This window comes from Deltaproteobacteria bacterium, from assembly GCA_016208165.1.
GTDB lineage: Bacteria > Desulfobacterota > Desulfarculia > JACQYL01 > JACQYL01 > JACQYL01.
This window is the reverse complement of record JACQYL010000054.1, coordinates 1-21,474: the sequence shown is the minus strand read 5'-3', so window position 1 is coordinate 21,474 and position 21,474 is coordinate 1. Positions and strand designations below refer to the sequence as shown.

The 21,474-nt window shown below is 52.9% G+C and carries 18 protein-coding genes, 1 rRNA gene and 1 pseudogene; 17 read left to right on the top strand and 3 right to left on the bottom strand.

What is annotated here, in order from left to right; genetic code table 11:
* Positions 1-3: 3 nt before the first annotated feature.
* From shc to HY788_11940, 3 genes and pseudogenes are all read right to left on the bottom strand, one after another.
* A pseudogene (shc, locus tag HY788_11950) lies at positions 4-1,736 on the bottom strand (squalene--hopene cyclase).
* Positions 1,737-1,920: 184 nt separating this feature from the next.
* A complete protein-coding gene (locus HY788_11945) occupies positions 1,921-2,487 on the bottom strand; it encodes an ABC transporter substrate-binding protein (GenBank protein ID MBI4774869.1) in 567 nt (188 codons plus the stop codon).
* 211 nt (positions 2,488-2,698) lie between these two features.
* Complete coding sequence (locus tag HY788_11940; GenBank protein MBI4774868.1) at positions 2,699-4,147, bottom strand: TolC family protein; 1,449 nt, start codon at positions 4,145-4,147, stop codon at positions 2,699-2,701.
* A gap of 394 nt (positions 4,148-4,541) precedes the next feature.
* Here HY788_11940 and HY788_11935 point away from each other — a divergent pair, with 394 nt between their 5' ends.
* The 17 genes from HY788_11935 to HY788_11855 form a co-directional block, all read left to right on the top strand.
* Positions 4,542-5,576, top strand: a complete 1,035-nt coding sequence (locus tag HY788_11935) for a rod shape-determining protein (protein MBI4774867.1) — start codon at positions 4,542-4,544, stop codon at positions 5,574-5,576.
* Positions 5,577-5,863: 287 nt separating this feature from the next.
* The gene (gene mreC / locus HY788_11930; GenBank protein MBI4774866.1) at positions 5,864-6,721 is read left to right on the top strand and encodes a rod shape-determining protein MreC; all 858 of its coding nucleotides are present in this window, start codon (positions 5,864-5,866) and stop codon (positions 6,719-6,721) included.
* On the top strand, positions 6,708-7,217 hold the full coding sequence (locus tag HY788_11925; protein MBI4774865.1) for a hypothetical protein: 510 nt from the start codon (positions 6,708-6,710) through the stop codon (positions 7,215-7,217). Before mreC ends, HY788_11925 begins: the two co-directional genes overlap by 14 nt.
* Positions 7,214-9,100: a penicillin-binding protein 2 gene (gene mrdA, locus HY788_11920; protein MBI4774864.1), complete on the top strand. Its 1,887-nt coding sequence runs from the start codon at positions 7,214-7,216 to the stop codon at positions 9,098-9,100. The genes HY788_11925 and mrdA overlap by 4 nt, the downstream gene beginning before the upstream one ends.
* 10 nt (positions 9,101-9,110) lie before the next feature.
* On the top strand, positions 9,111-10,205 hold the full coding sequence (rodA, locus tag HY788_11915) for a rod shape-determining protein RodA (GenBank protein MBI4774863.1): 1,095 nt from the start codon (positions 9,111-9,113) through the stop codon (positions 10,203-10,205).
* Positions 10,206-10,346: 141 nt separating this feature from the next.
* Positions 10,347-10,775: an ATP synthase F0 subunit B gene (locus tag HY788_11910; GenBank protein MBI4774862.1), complete on the top strand. Its 429-nt coding sequence runs from the start codon at positions 10,347-10,349 to the stop codon at positions 10,773-10,775.
* The gene (atpF, locus tag HY788_11905) at positions 10,772-11,398 is read left to right on the top strand and encodes a F0F1 ATP synthase subunit B (protein ID MBI4774861.1); all 627 of its coding nucleotides are present in this window, start codon (positions 10,772-10,774) and stop codon (positions 11,396-11,398) included. The genes HY788_11910 and atpF overlap by 4 nt, the downstream gene beginning before the upstream one ends.
* Complete coding sequence (atpH, locus tag HY788_11900; protein ID MBI4774860.1) at positions 11,395-11,940, top strand: ATP synthase F1 subunit delta; 546 nt, start codon at positions 11,395-11,397, stop codon at positions 11,938-11,940. The genes atpF and atpH overlap by 4 nt, the downstream gene beginning before the upstream one ends.
* A 5-nt stretch (positions 11,941-11,945) precedes the next feature.
* Positions 11,946-13,460, top strand: coding sequence for a F0F1 ATP synthase subunit alpha (locus tag HY788_11895; GenBank protein ID MBI4774859.1), 1,515 nt, complete (start codon positions 11,946-11,948; stop codon positions 13,458-13,460).
* 12 nt (positions 13,461-13,472) lie between these two features.
* Positions 13,473-14,351, top strand: a complete 879-nt coding sequence (gene atpG, locus HY788_11890) for an ATP synthase F1 subunit gamma (GenBank protein MBI4774858.1) — start codon at positions 13,473-13,475, stop codon at positions 14,349-14,351.
* A gap of 23 nt (positions 14,352-14,374) precedes the next feature.
* Positions 14,375-15,784 (top strand): F0F1 ATP synthase subunit beta, encoded by a 1,410-nt coding sequence (gene atpD, locus HY788_11885; GenBank protein ID MBI4774857.1) that lies wholly within the window; start codon positions 14,375-14,377, stop codon positions 15,782-15,784.
* A 10-nt stretch (positions 15,785-15,794) separates the two neighbouring features.
* Entirely contained in the window at positions 15,795-16,211 is a 417-nt protein-coding gene (locus HY788_11880) for a F0F1 ATP synthase subunit epsilon (protein ID MBI4774856.1), read from the top strand.
* A 461-nt stretch (positions 16,212-16,672) separates the two neighbouring features.
* Positions 16,673-16,906: a cell division protein ZapB gene (zapB, locus tag HY788_11875; protein ID MBI4774855.1), complete on the top strand. Its 234-nt coding sequence runs from the start codon at positions 16,673-16,675 to the stop codon at positions 16,904-16,906.
* Positions 16,907-16,924: 18 nt separating this feature from the next.
* Positions 16,925-17,221 (top strand): cell division protein ZapA, encoded by a 297-nt coding sequence (locus tag HY788_11870; GenBank protein ID MBI4774854.1) that lies wholly within the window; start codon positions 16,925-16,927, stop codon positions 17,219-17,221.
* Positions 17,222-17,657: 436 nt separating this feature from the next.
* Positions 17,658-19,220 (top strand): ribonuclease Y, encoded by a 1,563-nt coding sequence (rny, locus tag HY788_11865; protein ID MBI4774853.1) that lies wholly within the window; start codon positions 17,658-17,660, stop codon positions 19,218-19,220.
* 8 nt (positions 19,221-19,228) lie between these two features.
* Positions 19,229-20,014 (top strand): TIGR00282 family metallophosphoesterase, encoded by a 786-nt coding sequence (locus HY788_11860; GenBank protein MBI4774852.1) that lies wholly within the window; start codon positions 19,229-19,231, stop codon positions 20,012-20,014.
* Between the two features lie 571 nt (positions 20,015-20,585).
* Positions 20,586-21,474, top strand: a 16S ribosomal RNA gene (locus HY788_11855); the annotation flags it as partial.

Below are 21,474 nucleotides of genomic sequence, written 5' to 3'. Positions count from 1 at the left end.
CGCTCAGTCCCCGCTCCCAATATGTCCGTTTTTCAGAAACTGACTGTACCTGCCCAGAGCCAATAAAGGGAAGCAATTCCGGTAATTTTGGTAACGAATCATGAAATATTTGGGAAAGCCCGTTCCGGTAAACGCTTTTTCTTCCCATGATCCGTCTTCTTTCTGGCGATCCAGTAAGAATCGGATCCCTCTGCTCACTTCCGGCGACTCCGCCTCTCCCGCCGCCATCAGAGCCAGAAGAGCCCAGGCTGTCTGGGAAGGCGTGCTGGAGCACTCGCTGTAAGAGCACTTATGGTAACTATCGCACGTTTCCCCCCATCCGCCGTCTTCATTTTGTCGCTCCTTGAGCCAAGCCACCGCACGCCTGACATACGGTCGACTCATGTTTTCCCCGATACCCTTCAAACCGCTCAGTACGGACCACGTGCCATAGATGTAATTCACACCCCATCTGCCCCACCATGCACCGCTCTCTTCCTGCTTTTCACGAACGAACCGGATGGCGGCTTTCGCAAGAGGATGATCCCCTTTATACCCAAAGCACCCCATCATTTCCAGCACTCGACCTGTCAGGTCCGCCGTGCTGGGATCGATCATGGCTTTCAAATCGCCGAACGGTATCTTATTCAAATATTGATTGCTGTTGTCTTTGTCAAAGGCTCCCCAGCCGCCATCACGGCTTCTCATCGCCAGCACCCATTCCATTCCGGCCTTCAGACGATCCGGGACGTCGCCATTTCCACCGTTCAGAACCCTCTTCAGAACCATGAGTACAACAGCCGAGTCGTCCACGTCCGGGTAGTGGCTGTTAGAAAATTCGAACGCCCATCCCCCGGCCTTTCCGGAAGGAACCCGGACTTGCCAGTCGCCACCCGAAAAAATCTGCTTATTCAGTAACCACTGGGCGCCTTTCTGAACCGAAGGATGCTCCGGCGGCACCCCCGACGCCAGCAGGGCCAGGCAGGTAAGGCCGGTGTCCCACACCGGGGACACACACGCCTGCAGCTCGAGTGAATGCTCACGTCGAATGCAGAATCGTTCCAGGGCTTCCAAACCCTTCTGGATTATCGGATGATCTACCGGGTAACCCAGTGTGTGGAGGGCAAGAAGCGAGTTGACCATTGGGGGCTGGATTCCCGCCCAGTCACCCGTCCCAACTCGTTCACGGGCTTTGTGGGGAGCAGGATTGTGAGCGGAATCAGGGTAGCCCGTGCCCAACTGGAAAATCGGTATACGGAAAGAATGAAGTTCGGCGGGAGCAACATAATCTCAACGGGCAGTGAAGGGACGTCTTTCCACGGAAAACAACCGAACAGGGCCAGGAAGATCTTGGTGAATATCCTAGCCTGGTAAATCCCCCCTTCGTCCAGGATAAATTCCTTCGCCCGCCGCATTTCGGGCATGTCAGTGGGAACGGCCGCCAACTTGAGCGCGAAATACGCTTCTATCGTCGTGCTGATATCTCCAGGCCCTCCATGATAAATGCTCCAAGTTCCGTCCGCCCTCTGGGTTTCAAGTATATGATTTCTGATCAGCCTCGTTTTTTCGGGTTCGTTCAAACCCAAAAAAGCCAACAACATCAAGTACTCGGCGGTTATGGTCTCATTGGATTCGAGAGGATACCACCAGTACCCTTCGGAGTCCTGGTCGCGGAAGAAATGATCCTGAGTCCGGGCGACGGCATTCTCTATCCGTTCGTGCAACCGAAGTTCCGGCTCATGTTGCGTGATTGGCATTCTCTTCTCCCAGCGATAAATCCTGAAATAGACTTGACGCACCGGTTCACATGACACGGCAGGCTCGATCCCTTATGTACTCCTCGGGTAAAGACCCGCCGCCGGGCAAAGTACCACTCTGTTATAGGGATCGAAAACAACCAGTCATTCTCTCGAACAGGCCTGTCCTCGGCGCCGTTTTCGATCAGTCCGACTCAGAGCCCTTTTTCAGGGCGCGTTCTTGAATTCGCATTCTCTCAATAAGATCGTCGAACGACGCTTTGCGAATTACGTTGCCAAAGGACCTGTTATAGTTGCGAACAATTCCCACACCGTCAATGTCGACTTCTACGATCAGCCATCGTTCGTCTTCTTTTTGAAGGTAGTAAGAAACCGGAATGACATCGTCCCTTCTGCGAATCCTGGTGAGAACCATCTTACGGCCGTCGACCTCGGATTCGCCTGTGATTTCCAGTTCCTCACGCCTTAGGAAATTCAAAACCAATTTTGTGTAGGATTCAAGAAATAACGCTTTGAACAAACTCAGGAACTCGTCACGTTTCTGATCCGTAAGCTCATCCCACTTCGCCCCCAGCGCGCCCCGAGCCATCTCGACCTGGTCAAAATTCGCCACTATGAGATTCTTTATGGCTCCGGCCTTTCCGCTCTGGCCCTCTTCCTTAGGATCCACCCGGTCTTCGAGAACGTCCGAAATGCTTTCCAGGAGATTCCTCACATGGTCCGTCGGTCCCTTCTCAACAGGGTATGCCATGACCGCCAAGGACCCGAGCGAACAAAGGCAGATAGCCTGTAACAGAAGATGCCTATTTTTGCGAAGTACTTCACGCATTCCACCACGCGCTCGTATCAATCGTGTGTTGCGGTAACGTTCGTAGAATGAGAACATAAACTTCAATGCGTTCCTGTATAATTATTTCCGTCCCGGCCGCTGCTTGGCAACAAAATTCGACAAGAATACTTGTCTAGTTCCCGTTGAGTTCGATCGGCTTACCTCTCCCGATGCTCGCCGAGTCCTGATCTGCCTCCAAGATCCCGGAAGCATACAACAGATTCACTTTGGCCACATGGAAATCGTACAGATTCAATAAATAGTCTCCACGATTCTTTCCATACTGATCGAGCGCTTCCAGGGCATCTCGAAGATCTCCTACTCCCATATCAAAGTCTGCAATAGCGGTAACGACCCACTTTCGGGAAACCCTGGCCGACCTCTGATACGCGGACGCCGCATCCCTTGCTCGAATCACATCCTGGTAGTAGTTAGCAGCCTGGAGGGCGACTCCGTTTTCAGCCACATCCCTCTCGCGCTCGAGAGCCAACTGTTCGATTTTGGCGCGGTCGATGTCAGCCTGGCTCAGCCCGAAGTCCAAGTGCCATTCACCTCCGAGCACCAATCCAATGTATTCCTCGTTAAACTCGTCGCTGATATAGGCGTCGTTGAATCTTTCACGCCCGGGAGCCCTGGCGACCGCACCCCGAAGCGCAGCAAAGAAGTCCGGATACCGATCCGACTGGAGAGCCTCGTACTGATACTCTTTTGCCAAAATGGCCTTTTCCAGCCGGAGGATTTCCGGCCGGGAGACCACCGCCGTTTCGCTATAGAACGACTCTTGCTTCAGATCAGTCTCCAAGTCCGGTAATTGGCGGTCCTCGATCTCGAAATCCTGATCGTCCGGGTATTCCATTAAAGATTTAAGCGCACGGTGCGCTTTGTTTCTAGCCGATCTCACCCGCGCTTTGCTTTGCTCCAAGGCTCCCCACTGGGATTCCACGCGATAGCGGTCCGTCAACTCCACGTTGGCGGCGCCGAGTTCGATCAGTCTATCGACCTTCTCGCGAAGGTCTCTCAGGTACCGATCTCCCTCCTCGACGGCCGCTTGCCCCATGAGGGCCAACGCCAGTCCGTAGTAACGTATCCGGACATCCCGAAGGATCTCTCTCCTGAGCTGTTCTAAATGCAGCTCCTCCGCACGTACAGACTGCTCGGCCGCTTTTCTGCTATTAGAAAGTTTTCCAAATGTGTACAATGGTTGCGTTACGGCGAGTTCTATGCGTGCGAACACGTTTATGGATGAGTAGTCGGTACGCGACGTACGTGAGACAATCTCTCCGTCTTGCACAAAGGGCTTCTCGGCATCGGATGCGGGACCTGTGAGCATCAGCAGATCGACTTGAGGAAAGAAAGCCGCCTGGGACTTGGCAAGATCTTGTTCGGCCGCTTCGATCAGCAGCCGGGCCTTGGCCAGATCGGAACATCGTTTCAAGGCCAGCGCCTCGATTTCCGCCAGGTTCAGAACCTCCTTTGTCTCGTCATTCTCGGCGCCAACGATGGCATCGAAGAAACCACACTGAAACGGCCCCAACGTCAGAAACACAATAAGAACGTATTTCACAGGAGCAGCCCAATTCACGGCAAAGTCCTCCTCTCGGCAGGGCAGAACGTTCGAGTCCAGAAGATAGAGGAGAGTATCACCTGGATGATGAAAGTTTCAGGCTTCTGTTCTTACGTTATGACCTTCACTAAGTACTGTATTTTCTTACGAGAGCCACTGCTGCGTCAATCATTTTCTGTAAGTGCTTCCATGGGGACTTGGTCCGTTTGGAACATTTTAAAACGGGCGCCCGGTTCAAACTCCGAGAAGACAAAAGCCGGAAGAGAATGAAAGACAAAGATTTTTGGGTTGAAATCCGAAGAGATTGCACTATATCTTGCAACCGGTTACCCCGTTCACGCCCGGCGGAAATGAGTGCCCCCGTTTCCTGACGTTAGGTGGCTCCAAGCCGGGAGATCGGAAAGGAGTGTACATGATTCTAGACCTCGTTTTGGGCTTTTTTTCGAACGATCTTGCCATCGACTTGGGAACGGCGAATACACTGGTATACGCCAAAGGCAAAGGGATCGTCCTTAGGGAACCGTCGGTGGTTGCAGTGCGGAAAGACGCGCGGGGTTATGGGAAGGTGCTGGCCGTTGGAACCGAAGCGAAAAAGATGCTGGGAAGGACTCCGGCAAACATCGTCGCCGTTCGTCCGATGAAGGATGGTGTAATCGCCGATTTTGAAGTGACCGAGGCGATGCTGCGGCATTTCATACGCAAAGTTCATAATCGTCGAACTCTGATCCGGCCTCGTATAATAATAGCCGTTCCTTCGGGCATTACTCAGGTGGAAAAAAGGGCTGTGCGAGAATCCGCCGAATCCGCCGGTGCTCGGGAGGTGTATTTGATCGAGGAACCCATGGCGGCCGCCATCGGCGCAGGTCTTCCGGTCACGGAACCCACGGCCAATATGGTCGTGGACATCGGCGGCGGGACCACCGAGGTGGCGGTCATCAGCCTCGCCGGTATCGTGTACTCGAAATCGGTTCGTGTTGGGGGAGACAAGATGGACGAGGCCATCCTCCAGTACATCAAGAGAAACTATAATCTGCTCATCGGTGAACGATCGGCCGAGGCCATCAAGATCACCATCGGTAACTCGTATCCGGATGAAAAAGTAGAAACAATGGAAATAAAGGGTCGCGATCTCGTTTCGGGAATTCCGAAGACTCTGACCATTGATTCGGACGAGGTACGTAAGGCCATATCCGAACAAATACAAACCATCGTAGATACGCTCAAGATCGCCCTCGAGCAGACACCTCCCGAGTTGGCGGCCGACATTGTGGATGGAGGCATTACACTCACCGGTGGAGGAGCTCTGTTGAAAAACCTCGAAAAGCTGCTGCGAGAGGAAACGAAGCTTCCGATTAACGTGACGGAGGATCCGCTTTCCACTGTGGTGCTTGGTTCAGGCAAGGCTCTGGACGAAATAAAGACATTGAAAGAAGTCCTCATCGAATAGCAGACCGCTCAGATTTATTTAAATGAAGGATTCTTCACCAAGCTGTTTTTTTCTAGCAGCATACCCCTAACAGCCGTTCCCTCCGGAATACTCTTCGATCGCCCTGGTGATGGCCGGCCGAGGGTTAGAGTGGCGCCGTTTCGCGGACCTCATGATGTTCGGCGCGACACTGAACGATTCGGTAGTGATTTACTTGAATTATCTCGTTTTGCATGCCATCATTTCAAGCGTGAAGCCTGTTAAAAAAACCGGCCTCTCTTTGTTATCCACTTACAGCCCCGAGCTGGATGGTGAAACGCGCGCTGTTAATTACATCCATTTTGTTCCTGGTCATGATTGTCTTGGGAAGCTTCATCTCGTCCGAGAGAGGAGGAGCCAACTTCGGCTTCGTCCAGTCCGCGACCCTGGAAGCGATCGCACCCTTGGCGAAAGGATTTGACGCCGCCACCGCCTTTTTGATGTCCATCTGGGAATCTTATGTTGATCTAGTGCACACCAAACACCAGAGCGGGATTTTGAGGAAACAATTGGAGGAACTTCGCTGGGAACTGAACCAGTACAAGGAAGAGCGCCTGGAAAATCAGAGGCTGCGAAGTCTCCTGGAATTCAAGACGGACGTGCCCACGCCGATGATCCCGGCGCAAGTCGTGGCCCGAGACCCGTCCGAATGGTTTGAAACCGTCATCATCGACAAAGGCTCCAATCAGGGAGTAAGGAAAGACATGGCGGTCGTTGCGTCCAGCGGGGTCGTGGGCCGGATTACAGGCGCCTCGGCTCACTACTCAAAAGTGCTGCTGATTTTGGATCGAAATAGTGCAGTGAGCGCTATTCTACAGAACAGCCGCGCCAGAGGAATTCTGTCGGGAAGAGGCGACGAGCTCTGCAGCTTGAGATACGTTTCGCCATCCATTCAAACCGGAAAAGGAGAATCCGTGATAGCTTCCGGTTTGAGCGGTGTCTTTCCCAAGGGCCTGCTGCTCGGAACCGTAGTGAGTGTGGAACACAGACCCGGAGACCTGTTTCAGCGCATTACGGTAAAGCCTGCCGTGAACTTTTCCACACTCGAACAGGTGATGGTAATACTGCAACGGAATCAGCCTTTGGTTCCGGAGGGACCGGAAGAAGATCAAGATGCGGACAGCTAATGCCATTCTTTTTCTTGTCTGGGCGGTCGTTCTTTTCGTAATCCAGTCTTCCGGTCTGGGAATCTCGACGGCTTTCAGAACGTGCGACGCCGGCGTCATCCTTTTAATATACCTCGGGTTGTGCCATTCCCTGCTGGTAGCGGCGCCAACGGTTCTATTCTCGGCGATGTTAATGGATTCGTTCTCCGGAGCGGCCCCTGGTGCTTTTCTATTACTTTATTGCGCTCTTTTCGCATTGGCCTATTTCGGAGGGAAAAAAATGGACCTCCGATTTTGGTTGTACCGCATAGTAGCTGTTTTTATTCTGGATATTTCCTTCAGGGTGCTTATTCCCGGATTGGTCTCGTTTCCCTACGATCCCGTTTTCGTTCCTGAAGCGCGCACGTTCAGGAACAGTGTCTTGACGGCCGCCGCAAGCCCTTTACTTTTCTTGCTTTTTGACCGTTCCGAGACCTGGGTGGAATCGCTTATCAGTGATCAGCGTGGTCAAGGATGAATCGTTCTATCGGTCCATTGGATTTACCCGATGTTACGGATTTTGAGGGCCGGTTCAAGAACCTCGCCGTAGTGGCCTTCATACTCGTCATCATTCTTGTGCTACGGTTGTTCTACCTTCAGATCCTTGAAGGCGAGACCTATTACGACCTGTCCATACATAACCGGATCCGATTGCGATATCTGATGCCGCTACGTGGCCTGATCCTGGATCGCCATGGTCGCATACTGGTTAGCAACCGTCCGTCGTTCAGTGTGTATGTAGACATGGACTATGTGAGGGATCAGGTAAAACTGGCCAACGAGTTGGCGGAAATCTTGGGTTTTACTCAAGAAGAAATCATGGCTCAGATGAAACTTGGGAAGCGGGAAGCGTATTCGAACAGAATCCTCCTCAAGTCCGACGTTTCCTGGGCGGAACTCTCCTTGGCGGAAACGCGTCGTTATGAGATCCCGGGCCTCGTGATTCAGGCGGAGCCCAAACGCGACTATGTATATCCCGGATTAGCGTCACATGTGCTGGGGTATCTGGGTGAAATCAACAAAGACGAACTGGATCAGGACGGCTTTTCGGGCACTTTCGTGGGCGAGTACATCGGTAAGAGCGGCATCGAGAAAGCAGCGGAGACTTACTTGCGCGGCCGTAAAGGAGGCCGGCATATCGAAGTGGACGCAGCGGGCAGGGAGACGACTGCACTCACTCAAGTCGATGCGTTACCGGGCGACAATGTGTACCTGTCCCTCGACATGGATCGTCATCGCGCCATCGAAGAGCAACTGCAAGACAAAGTCGGCGCCGTCGTAGCGATGGACCCTGTGACGGGAGAGGTATTGGGGATGGCTTCCAGTCCCGGTTTCGATCAGAACATATTTGTTCAGGGTATCTCGACCGAGACATGGAAGGCCATCAGGGACAATAGATTCAATCCGCTCCAGAACCGCGCGATGCAAGGGCAATATTCACCCGGATCCATCTATAAGATTGTGACCGCATTGGCAGCCCTGTCTGAGGGAGTCATTACACCCAACACCTTGCTGGATTGTCACGGCTCCTACAAGCTGGGAAACCGCGAGTACCACTGCTGGAAGACTTGGGGGCACGGCCGTGTGGATCTTAAAAGGGCGATCACCGAATCGTGCGACATCTTTTTCTACCAAGTCGGCCAACGCCTCGGAGTCGACGTCATCGCCCGCTACGCAAAGGAGTTCGGTCTTTCGGAAAAAACGGGGATCGTCATCGAACCTGAACGCGAAGGATTGATTCCGACCAGCGGATGGAAATTGAAACGATTCGGCATACCCTGGCAAAAAGGGGAAACACTGTCCGCAGCCATAGGGCAGAGCTTTAATCTGGTGACACCGCTCCAGTCGGCCATACTCATTTCAACCGTGGCCAATGGGGGAAGCGTTCCGGTCCCTGCCTTGATTCGACGCATTGAAACCGCGCAGGGCCGATTGGTGAGTTCTTTCGAGCCCGCAATCCGCAAGGTCACCTCGGTCAATGCCGCTCACATGGACTTGCTTCGAAAAATCCTGGAGCAAGTGGTCAGCGATCCATCAGGTACGGGGAAGAAAGCATCGGTGGAGAATCTGTCCGTGGCCGGTAAGACCGGGACTGTTCAGATCGTCGCTCTCAAAGATCCCAAACGCCGGATGAAGACCGAGGACGTACCATATGAATTCAGGGATCACGCCTGGTTCGTATGCTTTGCGCCCGTGGAGAACCCCAGGATCGCCCTGTCCGTCCTGGTGGAGCACGGCGGACACGCCGGCGCCGTCGCGGCGCCCATCGCAAAGCATATTTTGGAAACTTGGCTCCGGATATACGGCCCGGAGGACAGACAAGAACATTTCGCCGGAGCGGATACACGCTTTATAGAGTGAGGGATACGTTATGTTCGACCGAAGGCTGGTCAAACATTTCGACTGGGTATTGCTTGTTATGATGGTGGTGCTGTGTGTGGTAGGCCTTGCCAACCTGTATAGTACAACAGTCTTATCCATGGGAAAGACCATATTCTATAAACAACTTATGTGGTTTACTATTGGGTTTGCCATTGTATTTCTAAGTTTATTGTTCAATTATCACACACTTGAACAGTTTGCACTGCCGCTTTACGGGGTCACTTTACTTCTTCTCGCAGCTACCCTGGTCATCGGACCTACGGTATCAGGATCCAAACGCTGGTTGGTCCTGGGTCCCATGACAGTCCAGCCCTCGGAACTGGCCAAACTGACATTGATCATAGTATTGGCTCGTATCTTCTACCGAAAGGACCTGCATGAGAGTCTGGGCTTCCGGGATCTTATCTTGCCGGTTTGTGTGATGGGGGCCCCCGCCCTGCTCATTCTGAAGGAGCCGGATTTGGGTACGGCCATTATGTTTTTTTTCGTAGGAGGCTCCATCGTGTTGTTCATACGCGTTCGCTGGCAAGTGGTTGCCGCATTCGCGGGAATTCTGCTGACCTCCTTACCTTTCGTATGGAAAATGCTCAAGCAGTACCAGAAGAGTAGAATATTGACCTTTTTCAACCCGGACTGGGACCCGCTCGGGGCTGGGTATCACGTAACTCAGTCTAAAATAGCCGTGGGCTCCGGCCGCATGGCGGGCAAGGGATTCCTCTCCAGCACACAGAGTAATCTGAACTTCCTCCCTGAGCATCATACGGACTTTGCGTTTTCCGTATTGGCGGAAGAGTGGGGGTTTCTGGGATCGGTCCTCGTGATCCTGTTGTACCTGGCCCTGATTGCCTGGGGATTGAGGGTTGGGAGACGATCTAAAGACACGTTTGGAGCCTTACTCACCGTGGGGATCGTTGCCATGATATTTTGGCCCATGGTGATCAATATCGGAATGGTGACCGGGATAATGCCGGTGGTCGGAATCCCCCTGCCATTGATCTCCTATGGCGGTTCCAACGCGGTCACCACCCTCTTCGCGTTGGGGCTGCTCATGAATATCAGCATGCGTCGATTTCTCTTTAAATAATGAGCTGTGTTTGTTTCGCTTTTTTGGAAAGCGGGGGCACCGGCGAAAAAAATCTTTGACAATGCCTCCAAAATGAGTTACGAAATCCACATTGTTTGAGAACGTTCTTCTTTTCACATTCTCAAAAGGAGTGGCCTCTAGATGGTTGATATTGATAAGTCGCTGTTGCTCCAGATGGTCAACTTCCTCTTCCTTCTTTGGATTCTGAACATTATTCTCTATCGTCCCATCCGCCGTATCCTCGCGGAGAGGAAACAGCGCGTTGACGGGTTTCTCCTGGACATCAAACGCCTGGGGCAACAGATCGAAGAGCAGAAGAATGAAATCGCCGATCTGACCAATCTCGCCCGAAAGAAGGGATTTGAAGAGAAGGAGGCTCTGAAACAGGAAGGTCACAAGGAACAGGAACGTCTCCTGGATGAAATCAACGCTCAGATGGAAGCCAAAATATCCGACGTCAAAGCTCATATTGCCGCCGATATCACGGCCGCCCGAAAAACGCTCCAATCCCAGATCCATTTTTTCGCGCGGGAGCTCGTCACCAAGATTCTCGGGAGACAAATCGGATGAATGCATTCAGTAGATCCTCTGGTAAATACGCCGCTGCTTTGCTAGCGGTCTTTTTTCTGTGCTCGCTGGCCACCCTGGTTTTAGCGTCCGATCCGGCCGGTGAGCATGCAGTGGGCGAAGCTGCGTCGCACGGCGCTTCCTCTGAGAAGCTATGGGACCTCCTGTACCGCACCGTATGCTTTGGTGTCGTCTTTTTCGTCCTTTTTTTCCTCCTCAGGAAACCGCTTCCCAGGTTTCTCTCTGATCGGCGTGCGACCATAAAGCGCGAGTTGGATGAGTTGGAGAAGAAGAGAACGGAAGGCGAGGCCATGCTGGTCGATTTCAAGAAAAAGGTCCAGGAAATCGAAAAGCAGCGCGAAGTCGTCATCGCTGAATACGTGAAAGAGGGCGAGGCTGAAAAAGCAAAGATCATCGAACAGGCCAAACTGACCGGCCGGCGAATTGAAGAACAAGCGCGTTGGGCCATTCAGCAGGAAATCAAGAAGGCTAAAATGGAACTTCAAGCCGAAGTTGCGGATCTCGCCACGGCCATGGCTGAAGATATTATCCGGAAAAACATGAACAAAGACGATGAGAAACGACTCGTCGACGAATACATTGCAAAGGTGGTGGAAACGGCGTGAGCAGCAAAGCTATAGCAAGACGTTATGCCAGGGCCTTGCTGGCCATCGGCAAGGAAGATGGCCACTATCTCAAGTACGGGGAAGAACTCAACGACTTCGCCACCTTCTTGAAGGAGAACAAGCAGGTTGTTGATTCCCTGACCAATCCTCTTTACAACCTTCATAACCGCAAGAAAGTTCTCGAATTCGTTCTCGAAAAAGCGGGCTATACGCCTATTTCGAGCAACTTTTTGAAACTCTTGTTGGAAAAGAACCGCGTACGCTTTACGGGGGAAATCAACGAATTCTACCGTAAGCTGACCGATGAACTCCAGGGGATCAGCACGGCGACTATCATCTCCGCAACGGATCTATCCGGCGAGGTTGTCAAACAAGTTCAGGACGCCATAGCTAAAATCACCAACAAGCAAATTCGGCTGAAACTGGAAGTGGATCCTTCTCTCATCGGCGGAATTGTTACACGAGTGGGTGATCTGAATTTTGACGGAAGCGTTCGAACTCAGTTACTGAGTATCAAAGAATCTTTGAAGAGGGGTGAATAGGCTCTATGGAAATAAAAGCAGATGAAATCAGTCAGGTAATTAAAGAGCAGATCGAGCGATACACGAAAGCCGTAGATGTATCCGAGACGGGCACTGTGTTGAGCGTCGGGGACGGCGTCGCCAAGGTATACGGCGTCGAGAACTGCATGGCCATGGAGCTTTTGGAATTCCCCGGCGGCATCTTGGGTCTTGCGCTCAACCTCGAGGAAGACAGCGTGGGTGTGGCCATTCTCGGTGAAGTTACCCACATCAAAGAAGGAGATATGGTCAAACGTACGGGTCGAATCGCCGAGGTTCCCGTGGGCGAGCCCGTACTTGGACGGGTGCTGGACGCCGTTGGCGCCCCCATAGACGGCAAAGGTCCCGTAGAAGCCACCGAGTATCGTCGCGTGGAAAAAGTGGCCCCGGGCGTTATTGCACGTCAAAGTGTTAGAGAGCCCATGTTCACCGGTCTCAAGGCCATCGACGCCATGACGCCCATCGGACGGGGACAGCGGGAACTCATTATCGGCGACCGTCAGATCGGAAAGACCGCCATCTGTGTGGATGCCATCCTGAACCAGAAAGGACAGAACGTAAAGTGCATCTACGTTGCGGTCGGGCAAAAGAAGTCCACCGTGGCGCAAGTCGTGGAGGTTTTTCGTCGGAATGGCGCCATGGAATACACGACCGTAGTTTGCGCGACCGCTTCCGATCCGGCCACGATGCAGTACGTCGCCCCTTACGCGGGATGCGCCATGGGCGAATACTATAGAGATAGAGGCGAGCACGCGCTTATCATTTATGACGACCTCAGCAAGCAGGCGGTGGCTTACAGGCAGGTTTCTCTTCTGCTCAGGCGCCCGCCCGGTCGCGAGGCCTTCCCCGGTGACATCTTTTATAACCACTCCCGTCTACTGGAACGTGCGGCCAAATTGAACGACGAGTTAGGAGGCGGATCCCTGACGGCGCTCCCGATCATCGAGACGCAAGCGGGTGACGTTTCGGCTTACATTCCTACGAACGTGATCTCGATCACCGACGGTCAGGTATACCTGGAGCCGAGTCTTTTCTTCTCCGGCGTCCGCCCCGCCATCAACGTCGGCCTGAGTGTCAGCCGGGTGGGCGGCAGCGCCCAGACCAAAGCCATGAAACAGGTCGCTGGTTCTCTCCGTCTCGATCTTGCCCAATTCCGTGAACTCGAAGCGTTCGCCCAGTTCGGAAGCGAGCTCGACAAGGCGACCCAATCCCAGCTGAACCGAGGAATGCGTCTCGTGGAACTGCTTAAACAGCCTCAATATCAGCCCATGCCGGCGGAAAAGCAGGTCCTTATACTGTATGCCGGCACTCGAGGATACTTGGACAAATATCCGCTCAACGCGGTGCAGGCATTTGAGACACAGCTGTTCGAGTTCGTCGAGAGCAAGTACGCGGATGTGTTGACCGAGATTGCTCAAAAGAAAGTCATCAGCGATGACCTGGATAGCAAGCTCAAAAAGGTCATTGGCGAGTTTGACCAAATCTTCCAACCTGCGGCGTAACAGGGAACGCTCATGCCATCACTCAGAGACGTCAAACGAAAAATATCTGCCGTCAAAAAGACGAAGCAGATTACCAAGGCGATGAACATGGTCTCCGCTGCCAAGCTTCGCGGGGCCCAGACCAAAATGGAGCAATTCAAACCGTACGCCGATAAGATGTCCGAGGTCCTCGAAGGCTTGTCCCTGAGGTGCGATCCGGATATTCATCCATTGCTGGTATCCAGAGAAGAGATCAAGAACGTAGAACTCATTCTGGTTACATCCGATCGCGGTCTATGTGGAAGTTACAACACCAACCTGATCAACTTCGCTCAGAAGTGGATGCGGCAACAACAGGCCGACGGGCGAACCCCGCTACTCACGGTCATTGGCCGCAAGGGTCGGGACTTTTTCAGACGACGGAAAGTCGGTTTCCGGGCCACCTACACGGATTATTATGGAAGTTACGACTACACCGTCGCACAAGAGATCGCCCAGAAGAGTATCGACGGGTATCTTGTCGAAGAACTCGACGAAATCTATGTTCTCCATGCCGAGTTCATCAACGTCGGCGTTCAGAGACCAAGGCTCAGAAGGCTGGCCCCAATGGCCCCCCTGGCCTGCGCGCCCGGCGAGGAACCACCCCGGTTAGTGGAATATCTGTGTGAGCCTTCGGCGGAGCAACTCCTCATCGAGCTGCTGCCGAAAAATATGAATGTGCAAATCATGAGCGTGTTGCTGGAGGCGGTTGCCGCCGAACATGCAGCTCGAATGACCGCCATGGACAATGCTCAATCGAACTGCAAAGACATGCTTGACAGATTGACTCTCGTATACAACAAAGCACGCCAAGCATCCATTACTACTGAACTCATGGACATTGTCGGTGGTGCGGAGGCATTGAAAGGTTAATCAGACAGGAGGTTTCAACCGCCATGAATATCGGAACAATCTCCCAGGTTATCGGACCGGTGGTAGACGTTCAATTCGAGGAAGGGAAATTACCCAACATCCTCACGGCTCTGCTCGTTTCCAATCCGGCCATCAACGATGAAGTAGACAACCTGGTTTTAGAAGTAGCGCAGCACCTAGGCGACAACATGGTGCGCACAATAGCCATGGACGTGACCGACGGTCTCGTGCGGGGCATGAAAACAAAAGACACGGAAAACCCGATCCAGATGCCTGTAGGCGAGGAAACCCTGGGACGTGTTTTGAACGTCGTCGGAAGGCCCGTGGACGGCCTTGGGCCTGTGAAGGCCAAGACCTATTACCCCATCCACAGACCAGCGCCTTCCTTCGTGGATCAGGACACATCCGTCAATGTCCTCGAAACAGGCGTCAAAGTCATCGATCTCTTGGTCCCGTTCCCACGCGGCGGCAAGATGGGGATGTTTGGCGGCGCTGGTGTCGGAAAGACCGTGGTCATGATGGAAATGATCCATAACATCGCCATGCAACACGGTGGTATTTCCGTGTTTGCGGGCGTTGGCGAGCGGACCCGTGAAGGCAACGACCTGTACCACGAAATGAAGGACTCCGGAGTTCTCCCCAGAGCGGCCCTGATTTACGGCCAGATGACGGAACCCCCCGGAGCTCGAGCCCGAGTCGCTATTTCGGCCCTTACCGCAGCCGAGTATTTCCGTGACGAGCAGGGACAGGACGTTCTTCTTTTTGTTGACAACATCTTCCGATTCACCCAGGCGGGTTCCGAGGTTTCTGCAACCCTGGGCCGCATGCCTTCCGCTGTGGGGTACCAACCGACCCTGGGAACGGACCTCGGTGAACTTCAAGAACGTATTACCTCCACAACCAAAGGTTCCATCACGTCGGTCCAGTGTGTGTACGTCCCTGCCGACGACCTCACGGACCCGGCGCCGGCTACGACCTTCTCCCATTTGGATGGAACCGTGGTTCTCTCCAGGCAGATCGTCGAGCTGGGAATCTATCCGGCCGTGGATCCGTTGGATTCCACGTCACGAATCCTGGACCCCAACGTACTTGGCGAGGAGCATTACTCGACCGCAAGGCAGGTCCAGCAGATTCTCCAGAAGTACAAAGACCTTCAGGATATCATCGCCATTCTCGGTATGGACGAGCTCTCTGACGAAGACAAACTGACGGTTTCCCGCGCCCGCAAGATCCAACGATTTCTTTCTCAGCCCTTTCACGTGGCGGAGGAATTTACAGGACAAAAGGGCGCATATGTGAAGGTTGCGGACACGGTTCGGGCGTTCAAGGAAATCGTTCAAGGCAAGCACGACGATCTTCCCGAACAAGCTTTTTACATGGTCGGCACGATAGAGCAAGCCATCGAGAAGGCCAAACGTCTCGCTCAAGACTAAAAGGAACGGTATGGCAAACAAGATTCTACTTGAGGTGGTCACTCCGGATAGAGTGGTAGCCAGCCGGGAGGTCGACATTGTGGTTGCACCAGGCTATGATGGTGAATTCGGTGTATTGCCTGGTCATATTCCTTTCCTGACCTCCCTGCGCATCGGAGAGATGTACTATCGTGACGGAAGCGAGACGAATTACTTTGCCATTAGCGGCGGTTATGTCGAGGTCCAATCGGAAAAGGTAACCATCTTGGCCGAAGCGGCCGAGGCGGCCCGGGATATCGATGTGGATCGCGCCAGGCGGGCTCGCGAAAGGGCTGAGGAACGCCTTCGAAAGGCGAAACAGGAAGGTCTCGACTTCCTTCAGGCGGAGGTAGAGTTGAGACGAGCGATAGTTCGCCTCAAGGTTGCGGAGCGCCGACTCAGCGCATAGTTTCCTATCTCCGTCTAAAAGCACAATCAAGCGTTTTCAAGAAGGGCAAGCATAAGCTTGCCTTTCTTTATTATTAGGGGTAGAGTTCGCCATAAAATGAGGTCCCGAAGACATACAGTATCCTTTTCCATCAAAACAGTGAGCTGAAAGCCATACAGAAATGCATATTTCCTGCGCGCATCTTCCAGGACTACACTGTCCGGTCTTTTATTGGGGCGCGTGTTTGTGAATTCTAGTCACACCCCCGTTCGTTGCGAAACGTTTCCCATGCTCCCGGGCATGCGTCGCCTTTTTCTTTCTTTTGCCTGGGGAAGCACTCTTGTTTCCGCCATCCTTCCATCGCTCCAGACGCCTTCCGTTGTCCGGCAGGGATCGCCCGGCCCTGTTCAATCTGTTGATTTCACAAAAAGACTTGACTTTTACCCTGGTGCTATCAATAATTCGAATCGATATGAGAGGTTATGGTAATGGAATTGCAGGAGTTTGACAGACTTGAAGCCAAGATAGATCACTTGTTGACAACATTTGCATCCCTACTTAAGAAAAATGAAGAGTTGCTTCAAATTATTGCCGAGAAGGATGGAAATATCACCAGTCTTGAAACGAGGATTTCCGAATTGACTCAGGAAAAGGAGACCGTGGGTCGTCGGATCGGTGAACTCCTAAACAAGTTTGAATCGCTCAAACAGTTCTAATATACTGAACGCCAAAAGGTGAAGAAAGCATATAACATCGTCGTTTTCGGCATGGAGATATCCGTAAGATCTGAGGCGGATGAATCTCAGGTATCGGCACTGGCTGAATACCTTCAGCGAAAGTACGACGAAGTTAAATCCGTTTCCCAAAACGCCCCTCGTGCCAATTTGATGGCATTGGCGGCTTTAAACGTAGCAAGCGACTATTTCGAGGTCAGAGACTCCGCGCAGGTCATGCAACGCGCTTTGGAGGCGAGGTCCAAGAGGATTATCAGCAAGATCGATCAGCTCGAATTGCCGAAAGAAGAGGATTGAGATACACATCTTTAAGGTTGGTTCGTTAGCTCGCCATGACGTCGGGGTCACTCTCCACTCTCGGGCCCGAGCCGGACATGTGTGGGCAATCCCCACCGGGTACACGAATCACTGCCTGGACCAAGAGAACTTAACGGAACGATTCCGAGTATAAAAATAGATGTTCACTTAGATGATCACTCTTTTCGGATGCTGAGTACCATCGCAAGAGCAGCGTATCTACGCTTATACTAAAAGTAAGTTTCGGTCCCGTTCATCACGCCTTTGTTCTCTATCCGGCGATATCTCCTTCCTTTCGAACATCGCCTTCGTGTATTTCTAGTTCGCCTCTGAAGCCAAGACATGTAGCCTTTTATGGCGTCCTGTCGCCCTCCGGCCTTACAGGCCCGGACGCGATTATTTTCCATCGCGCAGGCCACCTTAGGAGATGAAAAATATGGAATCAACGCTGATTATCGTCGGATTCTTCCTCTTATTCGGCGCGGGCCTGATCGTAGGATTTTTTCTTAGAAAGAAGATGGTTGAATCCAAGATCGAGTCCATCGACAAGCTGTCCCAGCGAATCATCGAGGAGGCAAAGAAAGAAGCCGAAACGGCAAAAAAGGATGCAATGCTTCAGACAAAAGACACCCTCTTTCGCATGAAGCTTGATTTTGAAAAAGAGACCAAAGATCGCCGCGGGGAACTTCAGAAGCTGGAGAAAAGGCTGGTTCAGAAAGAAGAGACCCTGGATAAACGAACCGACCTTCTGGAGAAGAAAGACCAAGAGGTGTCCCGAAAGGACCAATCACTACGCGATCGAGACCGCAATCTCGCCGCCAAGGAAAAAGAAGTTCAATCGCTCATCGAGGAGCAACGGGCCCACCTAGAGAGCCTCGCCGGCATTACCTCGACCGACGCAAAGACCTTTCTTCTGCGGGCCATGGAAAACGAAGCGCGCCACGAAGGCGCCAAGCTGATCAAGCAGATCGAAAACGAGACCCGGGAAACGTCGGACAAGCGATCCAAGGAGATCCTTGCCTTGGCGGTCAAACGTTACGCCGGAGACTACATCATGGAGAAGTCCGTCTCGGTGGTCACCCTCCCCAGCGATGAAATGAAGGGCCGCATCATCGGGCGAGAAGGTCGAAATATACGCGCCCTGGAAGCCGCCACCGGTGTGGATCTCATCATAGATGACACGCCCGAGGCGGTCATCCTGAGCGGGTTCAACCCCATACGAAGGGAAGTGGCCAAAATAACGCTCGAACGGCTCATCAATGACGGCAGGATCCATCCGGCTCGCATCGAGGAAGTAGTGAAGAAAGTAAGCCAGGAGTTGGAAACCTCCATACGAGAAGCCGGGGAACAGGCCACCTTTGATGTGGGAGTTCATGGCATCAGTCCGGAGCTTCAGCGTCTGATCGGCAAGTTGAAATACCGTTCCAGCTACGGCCAAAACGTTCTCCAGCACTCCCTGGAAGTCGCTTTTCTTTGCGGAATCATGGCTTCTGAATTGAACCTCAATGTCAAACAAGCCAAGCGCGCCGGTCTCCTCCACGACATCGGCAAGGCGGTGGATCACGAAATCGAAGGATCCCACGCCGCCATAGGCGCTGATTTGCTCAAGAAGCACGGAGAATCTCCAAAAGTGGTCCAGGCGGTGGCCGCTCATCACGAAGAAGTCCCTGCTTCCTCCATTCTGGATATCCTGGTGCAGGCGTCGGATACGCTTTCCGGAGCGCGACCGGGCGCTCGCCGTGAAATGTTGGAGACGTACGTCAAGCGACTTGCCGATCTGGAACGAATCGCTAATGAATGCCGGGGCGTCGAAAAATCCTACGCCATTCAGGCAGGCCGGGAATTGAGGATCATTGTGGAAAGCGACAAGATCAACGACGAAGACTCCGTCATGCTGAGCCGGGAAATCGCAAAGAAGATCGAAAACGAGCTGGTATATCCCGGCCAGATCAAAGTTACCGTGATTCGAGAAACGCGATCCGTAGAATACGCGAAGTAGGATGAAGCTTGAAGCTGGCCTTTTTTGGCGACATCTGTGGAAGCGCGGGCCGTCAGGCGCTTCGTAAACGCCTGAACGATCTCAAGTCCGAATTTTCCATCGATATTGTGCTCGCCAATGCCGAAAACGCGGCCGGTGGTATGGGTGTCACACCGGAAGTGGCCGATGAGCTGTTCGACATGGGTATCCATGTTCTCACGTCCGGGAACCACATCTGGAAGCAAAGAGAGATTTATCCTTACCTCGACGAGAATCCCAACCTGTTACGCCCTCTCAATTACCCTGACGGCGTACCTGGTCGCGGGTTGAATGTTTACCGCAAAGCTGGGATTCCCGAGGTGGCGGTGATCAACCTCCAGGGGAGGGTCTTTATGCCGCCCGTGGATTGCCCTTTCCTCGCCGCGGAACGAGCATTGGCCGAAATGAACGACGGACCGCGTGTGCGAATCATTGACTTTCACGCCGAGGCTACATCCGAGAAGGTGGCCATGGGCTGGTTTCTCGATGGGCGCGTATCCGCGGTATTGGGAACCCATACCCACATTCAAACCGCCGACGAGCAAGTGCTTCCGGGTGGAACAGGCTACATCACGGATCTGGGCATGACGGGGTCCGTGAATTCCATTTTGGGGATGAAGAAGGGCCCGGTGCTGCATCGTTTTCTCACGGGTCTCCCCGAGCGTTTTAGTCCGGCCCGTAAGAACCCCGTGATTATGGGGGCCCTCCTGCACCTGGATCCCTCGACGGGCGCGTGCAGAAGTATTCAGAGGCTGCGTGTGCCCGTGGAAGAGTAGTCGGCTGTTTTTTTGGTTGACTTTCGCGCGGAGATGGATAATAATCTACTAGATCGGCTGCTGGTCCGATTCCCCAATGAGGGCTCGGCTGGCTCGAAGTTCCTGCAAGATTCTTGTAGACTTTCCCGCCGAAGTGCGCGACGATGGCCCTGTCATCGGTTGATGATTCGGAGGCCCATCAGAGATTCGGTTGAGTCTAAATTCCCTGAAGATTCTTGTTGACTTTCCCGCTGAAATACATATGATGGCGCCTTGCTGTACCGGTTACCTGATGAGGGGCTGGGCGGCGCGGAATCTTCAGGATTCTTCTTGACGGTGGCGCTGAAATGAGTAAGCTGGCGGTTCAGCGGTTGAGGGGCTCAAAGTCAGGTTTTACGAAGCCCATCAAAATAAAGATTGACAAGTCAGCCGCCAAGTAGTATAAAATGGTTTCTCTGCTGCACGACAAACAATCTTGACAAACGCAGCAAGAAAAGATAGACTGAAAATTAAGAAGTACGTAACAAATTGTTCTTTGAAATCTAAATAGTGAGTACATGCCTTGCGGGTCAATCACGGTTTAGTAAGAAATAAACTGGAGAGTTTGATCCTGGCTCAGAACGAACGCTGGCGGCGTGCCTAACACATGCAAGTCGAACGAGAAATCTCAGTTTCGGCTGAGAGAGTAAAGTGGCGCACGGGTGAGTAACGCGTGGGTAATCTACCCTTGAGACGGGGATAACTGTCTGAAAGGACAGCTAATACCCGATAACATCGCCGTGTCCTCGGACGTGGTGATCAAAGGTGACCGCTACATGTAAGTTGCTACTTGAGGATGAGCCCGCGTACCATTAGCTTGTTGGTGAGGTAAAGGCTCACCAAGGCCATGATGGTTAGCTGGTCTGAGAGGATGATCAGCCACACTGGAACTGGAACACGGTCCAGACTCCTACGGGAGGCAGCAGTGAGGAATATTGCGCAATGGGGGAAACCCTGACGCAGCAACGCCGCGTGAGTGAGGAAGGCCTTCGGGTTGTAAAGCTCTGTCAAGTGGGAAGAAGGGTTTAGCGTTAACAGCGTTGAACCTTGACGGTACCACGAGAGGAAGCACCGGCTAACTCCGTGCCAGCAGCCGCGGTAATACGGAGGGTGCAAGCGTTGTTCGGAATTATTGGGCGTAAAGAGCGTGTAGGCGGTCAGTTAAGTCAGATGTGAAAGCCCTGGGCTCAACCCAGGAAGTGCATCTGATACTGTAGGCCTTGAGTCCCGGAGAGGGTTGTGGAATTCCCGGTGTAGAGGTGAAATTCGTAGATATCGAGAGGAACACCTATGGCGAAGGCGGCCATCTGGAAGCTAACTGACGCTGAGACGCGAAAGCGTGGGGAGCAAACAGGATTAGATACCCTGGTAGTCCACGCCGTAAACGATGGGTGCTAGGTGTTGCGGGCTTTGACCCCTGCAGTGCCGTAGCTAACGCATTA